This is a genomic window from Phytoactinopolyspora endophytica (genome assembly GCF_004138495.1).
Lineage (GTDB): Bacteria > Actinomycetota > Actinomycetes > Jiangellales > Jiangellaceae > Phytoactinopolyspora > Phytoactinopolyspora endophytica.
Map to the genome: position 1 here is coordinate 522,478 of NZ_ML142850.1, position 6,683 is coordinate 529,160.

The 6,683-nt window shown below is 66.8% G+C and carries 5 protein-coding genes; 2 read left to right on the top strand and 3 right to left on the bottom strand.

The genetic code is table 11. From position 1 onward, the window contains the following. The coding region (locus tag ELR45_RS05690) for an ABC transporter substrate-binding protein (RefSeq protein WP_165367508.1) at window positions 1–942 on the bottom strand (942 nt) is incomplete at its 3' end. A gap of 116 nt (window positions 943–1,058) precedes the next feature. Continuing rightward, window positions 1,059–2,867, bottom strand: a complete 1,809-nt coding sequence (locus tag ELR45_RS05695; RefSeq protein ID WP_129664122.1) for a glycoside hydrolase family 2 protein — start codon at window positions 2,865–2,867, stop codon at window positions 1,059–1,061. Between the two features lie 175 nt (window positions 2,868–3,042). Here ELR45_RS05695 and ELR45_RS05700 point away from each other — a divergent pair, with 175 nt between their 5' ends. Both ELR45_RS05700 and ELR45_RS05705 read left to right on the top strand, forming a co-directional pair. Beyond that, entirely contained in the window at window positions 3,043–4,056 is a 1,014-nt protein-coding gene (locus tag ELR45_RS05700) for a LacI family DNA-binding transcriptional regulator (RefSeq protein WP_129664124.1), read from the top strand. A gap of 80 nt (window positions 4,057–4,136) precedes the next feature. Continuing rightward, the gene (locus tag ELR45_RS05705) at window positions 4,137–6,119 is read left to right on the top strand and encodes a PAS domain S-box protein (RefSeq protein WP_205856085.1); all 1,983 of its coding nucleotides are present in this window, start codon (window positions 4,137–4,139) and stop codon (window positions 6,117–6,119) included. An 84-nt stretch (window positions 6,120–6,203) separates the two neighbouring features. On the opposite strand, the gene ELR45_RS05710 is transcribed toward ELR45_RS05705, so the two are convergent. Beyond that, window positions 6,204–6,683: MarR family winged helix-turn-helix transcriptional regulator (locus tag ELR45_RS05710; protein ID WP_205856086.1), on the bottom strand; the 480-nt coding region annotated here is incomplete at its 5' end.

Here is a 6,683-nt window from a genome sequence, read left to right on the forward strand (position 1 = left end):
CGGTTCGGAACCGAGGATGGCGGGGACCGGCAGCATGGTGAAGTCGAGGCTGCCGGATTCCATCGCCTCGTTGTACGCCGGCATCTCCCAGCTGCCGTTGAGCTGCAGCCCGGCCAGGCCGTTACTGAAGGCGGCGCGGCTGCCGTCGTAGTTGAGCGTGGCCGACGCTCGCTCGCCGTCGAAGATTTGGAGAAAGTACTCCATGACCTCGACCATGGCGTCCCGGTCGTACTGGACCCGGTCCCCGACCGGCAGCTGGATGTCACCACCGAGCTGGCGGTAGAAGGTCCAGAAGTTGCGCCAGACCGACGACGGGTCATTCCCCGTCGCCAGTGCGAGCTCGCCGGTCGCCGCGTGGATCTCGTCCAGCGCTTCGAGGAAGTCGTCCCGATCGCGCAGCTGGACCAGCTGGCCGGACGAGTCCAGCAGTCCGGTGGGTGCGACGGCGTCGCGGTTGACGTAGAGGACCAGGCCGTGGACGTCGAGCGGTACCGCGTACAGCCGGCCGTCGACAGTAGCCCGCTCCACCAGGTGCTCCGGGAAGTCGCCGGGGTCGATTCCCGCCTCGGCGAGCCGGCTCTCATCGAACGGATCGAGCAGGCGGCCAGGAGCCATGCTGGTGAGACGGGTGAGGTGCAGGGCGCCGACTTCGGGTGCCCTGCCTCCCGCGGCCGCCATCGCAAGCTTGGTGTAGTACGGAGCACCCCAGGTCAGGGTCACGGCCTCGAAGTCGATATCGGGCCGGCGGGACTGGTAGTTCGATTCCATCTCCTGCATGCGCTCACCGTCACCGCCGGTGAAGAGGTTCCAATAGCGCACCTGGTCGCCTGCGCCGAACACCGTGCCGCCGCAGCCTCCCGCCAATGCCGCCGCGGTCGCAGCGCCGCCGATCCGCAGCAGGTTTCGGCGAGTCAGCGACCCTCCGGAACTGTGGTGTGACATCTGATCACCATCCGATCGCGTCGTTGCCATCGTTGTTGCATCGTTGCAAGATCACATCGAGAGCGCCTCAGGCGGCATCACGAGCGGCGCCGGCGAACCGGCGCTCCCGACAGGGGTCAGCCGGGATACTCTCCGGACTTCTCGAACGCGGCCACCCGGGTCTGCACCTGGCGGAGCCGTTCGATGTCGAACTTCGGCTTGCGCTCGAAGGTGTAGAGCCCGTTGCGTTCCTGGTACACGTCGGTCAGCTGGGTGAAGCAGTAGCCGAACATGTTGCCGTCGTCGAGCAGTGCTGAGACGAGTCCGGCGAACCGCTCGACCCACTCGTCCTCACTGCCCGGCGGGAGCCCATAGCCCCAGGAGTCCGGTCCCGGCACGTCGTCTGGACTCCACCAGATCCCACCGAACTCACTGCAGAAGTACGGCTGGCCCGCATACGGCAGGGACCAGACCCGGCCGTCGGGACCGGTGTTGGTGTACGCCTCCCCTCGGTCCAGACCCGCCATCTGTGCCCGGAAGGCGGCTGGGTCTTGCTCGTAGCTGTGCGAGTCGTAGACGTCGGTCCCGGCCACGCGGTGGGAATAGCCCGACGTGTCCAGGACCGGCCGTGACGTGTCGTACGCCTTCGTGGCCAGGAAGAGCGCCCGCGTCGCGTCGTCGAGCAGGGTGATCTCGTCGCCGAGTTCCTGATATGTCTCGTTCAGCGGGCACCAGCCGATCACCGCGGGATGTGAGTAGTCGCGCTCGAGCGCTTCGAGCCATTGGCTGACATACGACATGTCCGGGCGCTGATCACCATCCTTCCCGCCCACGTTGCATCCCCAGTCGGCGAACTCGCCCCACACGAGGTAGCCCATCCGATCCGCGTGGTAGAGGAACCGCTCTTCGAAGACCTTCTGGTGCAGCCTGGCGCCGTTGAACCCGGCGGACAGCGAGATCTCGATGTCCCGGACGAGGTCGCCGTCGGATGGGGCGGTCATCACCCCGTCGGGGTAGAAGCCCTGATCGAGCACGAGGCGCTGGAAGACGCGCTTCCCGTTCAGAAGGATCGCGTTGCCGTGCATGGACACCGAGCGCAGGCCGGCGTACGAGTCGACCCGATCCACGACGTCGCCGTCCTGGCCGACCAGCTCGAACCGGATGCCGTACAGGTGCGGGTCCTGCGGGGACCACAGGCGGATGCGGTCCGCGGGGATGTCGATGCGGGCCTGGACGGCAAGCCCGGCGCCGGCACGGACGTCACCGGCGACGACCTCTCCGGCGTCGTCGGAGACCGTGTACCGCAGCCGCAAACCCGGCCGGCCGGCCGATATCGGAGCCTGGACATGGAAGACACCCTCGACCGCGTCCGGCGTGATCCGGGGCCGCTGCAGGTGGGTGTCGGGGACCGGCTCGAGCCAGACCGTCTGCCAGATCCCCGTAGTCCTGCGGTATACGGCTCCGTGCGGCCGGTACCGCTGCGACTGCTTTCCCCTCGCCTGCGGCCCCGTGGCACTGTCCCGTGCCCGCACGGTGACGACGGCTGTGCTGCCCGGCGCACAGGTGTCGGTGATGTCCACCGAGAACGGGGTGAACCCTCCCCGGTGACGGCCGACCTCAGTGCCGTCGACCCAGACCGTCGTGTCGTAGTCGACCGCCTGGAAGTGCAGGACCACCCGCTGACCCGCCCACTCGGCCGGGACGGTGACCTGGCGGCGATACCAGACTGCCGTGAGGAAGTCGTCGGTCCCGATTCCCGAGAGCTCCGACTCGGGTGCGAACGGCACGGTGATCGCCGAGCTCAGCGTCGTGTTCAACAGTCCGCGCTCGAGTCCGGAATCCCCCTGGTCGATCTCGAACTCCCAGGTGCCGTTGAGACAGAGCCACTCCGGCCGCTGGAACTGGGGACGTGGATACTCCGCTCGCGGGATGGCGGTCTCTGGCATGGGCGGCCTCTCTGGTCGCTCGACGACGATGGCACGGATACCTTCTCTGCATCGTTGCATCCGCTCGTTGACGAAGCAGTCTGTACCAACTCTTGCATCGATGCAAGAGGTGGACGCGTGAGAGTTAGTATTGATTCCGTTCAACTTCGACCGCTCCATAGCCAGGAGGACTGCCGTGCCACCCACGCTCCGCGATGTCGCCGCGGCGGCCGGAGTCTCCATCAGAACCGTGTCCAACGTCGTCAACGGCTATGCAGCTGTCTCCGAAGAGCTGCGCGTGCGGGTGCAAGCCGCCCTGGACGAGCTCGGCTACCGTCCCAACCTGCTGGCCCGCAGCCTGAAACAGGGCCGCTCCAACCTGGTCGCTCTCGTCCTGCCCGAGTTGGACAACCCATATTTCGCGGAGCTGACCAGGGCCATGGTCGAGGAAGGCACCCGCCGCGGCTTCACCGTCATGATCGACCAGACGAACGGCGACCCAGAACGGGAGCGCGACCTCGTGTTGCGCGCCGACCGCACCGCGCTGTTCGACGGCCTGATCGTCAGTCCGCTCGGCCTCAGCGACGAGCAGTTCCACGAGATCCCGACGTCGCATGCGGTCGTCTTTCTCGGCGAAGACGACCACCCCAAGTTCGACCACGTCCGCATCGACAACAGCGCCGCCGCTCAGGCAGCCACGGCGCACCTCATAGGGCAAGGCTGCCGGCGGGTCGCCGCGCTGGGCGTGCATCCCACGGTCTCCCACAGCACCGCCGTCACCAGGCTCGACGGGTATCGAGCGGCATTGGCGGAGGCGGGCATGCCGTTCGATCCCGATCTGGTGATACCGGCCGACCGTTTCACCCGCGACGAAGGCGCCGCAGCCATGCATGCCGCTTGGAAACTCGACGACCCACCCGACGGGTTGTTCTGTTTCAGCGACCTCCTTGCACTGGGAGCCCTGCGCACTGCCCACGAGCTTGGCATTGCGGTACCCGGCCAACTGGCGATCATCGGTTTCGACGACATCGACGACGGTCGTTTCAGCACACCCACGCTCTCCACGATCAGCCCGGACAAGCGATGGATCGCCACCGCCGCGTTGGACAGCCTGACCCAACGGATCGCGGGCGAGGCGACCGAGCCCTCCACGATCATCGCGCCGTGGGAGCTACTCGTCAGGGAGAGCTCGCAACGCCCGGGCACGTAGCCGTCGGAATGTCCGGACCAGGAGGCTATCGGCGCTGACGGTATCGCGCCGGCGTGCGATCGTGGTAAACCATGGTCGGGATGGGACATAGTAGGCCGACAATCGTCGTCGTCGAGGACTCCCCCGATGTGCGGTCGCTGATCACCACTCATCTGAAGCTTTCGCGGCTGTTCACCGTCGTCGGGGAGGGAAGCGACGGCGCCGAGGCCATCAGCCTCGGCTACCGTCACCGGCCCTCGATGATGTTGCTGGACATGTCGATGCCGACGATGGACGGCCTCGAGGCCTTGCCTGCCATCCTCACCGTCGCTCCACAGACGCGCGTCGTCTTCTACAGTGGCTTCGAGGAGCGAGACATCGCTCAGCGCGCCGTCGAGCTCGGCGCCGCCGGGTTCATCGAGAAGTCCACGCCGCTCGAACAGGTCACACAGCAGCTGGTCACCATGCTGCCTCCCGGCGACTCCGGGGCGGTTCCGCCGCAGCGGATCAGACCGAGCCTCAGCCTGATCACGTCCAAGGTGGCCGGGCACCGGCAGCGCCATCCCGCCGAGGACTCGCGCGACGTGCTGGACGAGCATCTGGAGCGCTTTCGTGAGGTGTTCGACGAGTCCGCCATCGGGATGGCGACCATGACTCTCACCGGCAGCATCGTCCGTGCGAACCCGGCACTGGCGAAGCTCATGCTATGCAGGCCGGGCGACCTCGTCGGCGTGGACTACGGCCGCCTCACCTCGGGTCGAGGCGATCAGTTCGACGCTACCCTGGCCGAGGTGATCGAAGGGTCCGCCGAGCTCGCGCACATCGAACACACGGCGGGCGATCCGGACGACCCGCGCACGGTCCGAGCGACGATCTCGTCTGTGCGGGATTCCAGCGGACAACCGTTGTACCTGTTCCTGCAAGTGCAGGACTTCACGGAGCAGCGTGCCGCCGAGAACGAGTTACGCGGCAGTGAAGAACGCTTCCGGCTGCTGGTCGAGGCGGTACGTGAGTACGCCATCTTCATGCTCTCGCCGGATGGGATCGTCATCAGTTGGAACGTCGGGGCGGAACGGATCAAGGGCTACCGTGCCGCCGAGATCATCGGACACCACTTCCGCGCCTTCTACAGTCCTGAGCAGCAACAAAGCCGGCACCCTGAGCACGAGCTGGAGATGGCGATCCGTGATGGTCAGTACTCGGAAGAGGGCTGGCGCTACCGCAAGGACGGGACGCGATTCTGGGCATACGTGGTGATCACGGCCGTGTACAACGCGCGCGGAGAGCACATCGGGTTCACGAAGGTGACCCGGGACCAGACCGGACTGAGAGATGTTCACCTTCGAGGCGAGCAAGACCGGCCGACATCGGCCGGTACCGACGACTCGCCGCAGGAGCTCAATGCCCTGCTCCGGCAGCAGGCCGAGGATCAGTCCCGGCTCCTCGCCGTCACGTCACACGAGCTGCGTACGCCGCTCTCGATCATCCGCGGCTCCGCGAAGACACTCGCTACGCGCTGGGACGAGCTCGACCACACCGAACGTTCCACTCTCCTGGCCACCATCGAGAACAGCGCCAACCGCATGCAACGGCTCACCTCCGACATGCTCACCGCGGCCACGATCGACAACCACTCACTCCAGCTCCAGAAGAGCCGGACACCGCTTGCCCCAGTGCTGTCCACGGCCGCGAACGCGCACCACGTAACGCACCCCGATGCGGAGATCGTCGTAGACGCGGCCACGGACATCCACGTGCTCGCCGACGCCGACCGTCTCGTTCAGGCGCTCAGCAATCTCATCGGCAACGCCCTGTGGCACGGTGCGCCGCCAGTACACATTTCCGCCTCAACCGCCGACGGGGTGGCCCGGGTCACTGTGGCCGACGCCGGGCCGGGCGTGAACGCAGCCGTGCGGCCGCGATTGTTCGAACGGTTCGCAACCGGCCGCAGCGACGGCGGCACCGGCCTGGGGCTGTTCATCGTGCGCGAACTCGCACGCGCCCATGGCGGAGAGGCGTACTACGTTCCGGGTTCCGCGAAGCATCCGGCTGGCGAGTTCGTGCTGACGATCCCGGTGGTGTGACACAGACGTCGACGCGGCTCACCGATGAGCCAGGCGACCTCAGGTCCCGGCTGGTCGCCGCGGCGCCGGCAGCCCGGCGATGGATCACTCGCCGGCGGGCGCTCCGGTGGCGAGCGCCGCATCGACCTCCTTGAGATCCTCCAGGTTGTCAACCATACGCATCAACAAGGAGAGAAGCTGTGCCCGCTCTGCCTCGCTGAAGCCCGCGGTCAGCACGCGCTCCCGTTGGCGGGAGAGCGGCAAGACGCCCTGATGGACGGCGCCGCCGCGTTCGGTGAGGTAGAGCCTGCGCGCGACGCCTTCCGGCTCACTGCCGATGAGCCCGAGCCGGGTGAGCTCGGCGACGCAGCGCGAGACGACCGCCTTGTCGAGCCGCAGGGTCTCGGTGAGCTGCTTGGCGTTACGGCCCGGGGTGATGGCGAGCGCATTGAGGATCCGCCAGTCGTTGACTCGAATCCCGAAACGCTTGTGGTAGACGGTCGAACCGCCGTGTGCGAACGAGTTGGAGATGACGACGACAGCGCTCGGCACGTACGTGCCGATCGTCATTACGTCGGACAGCGG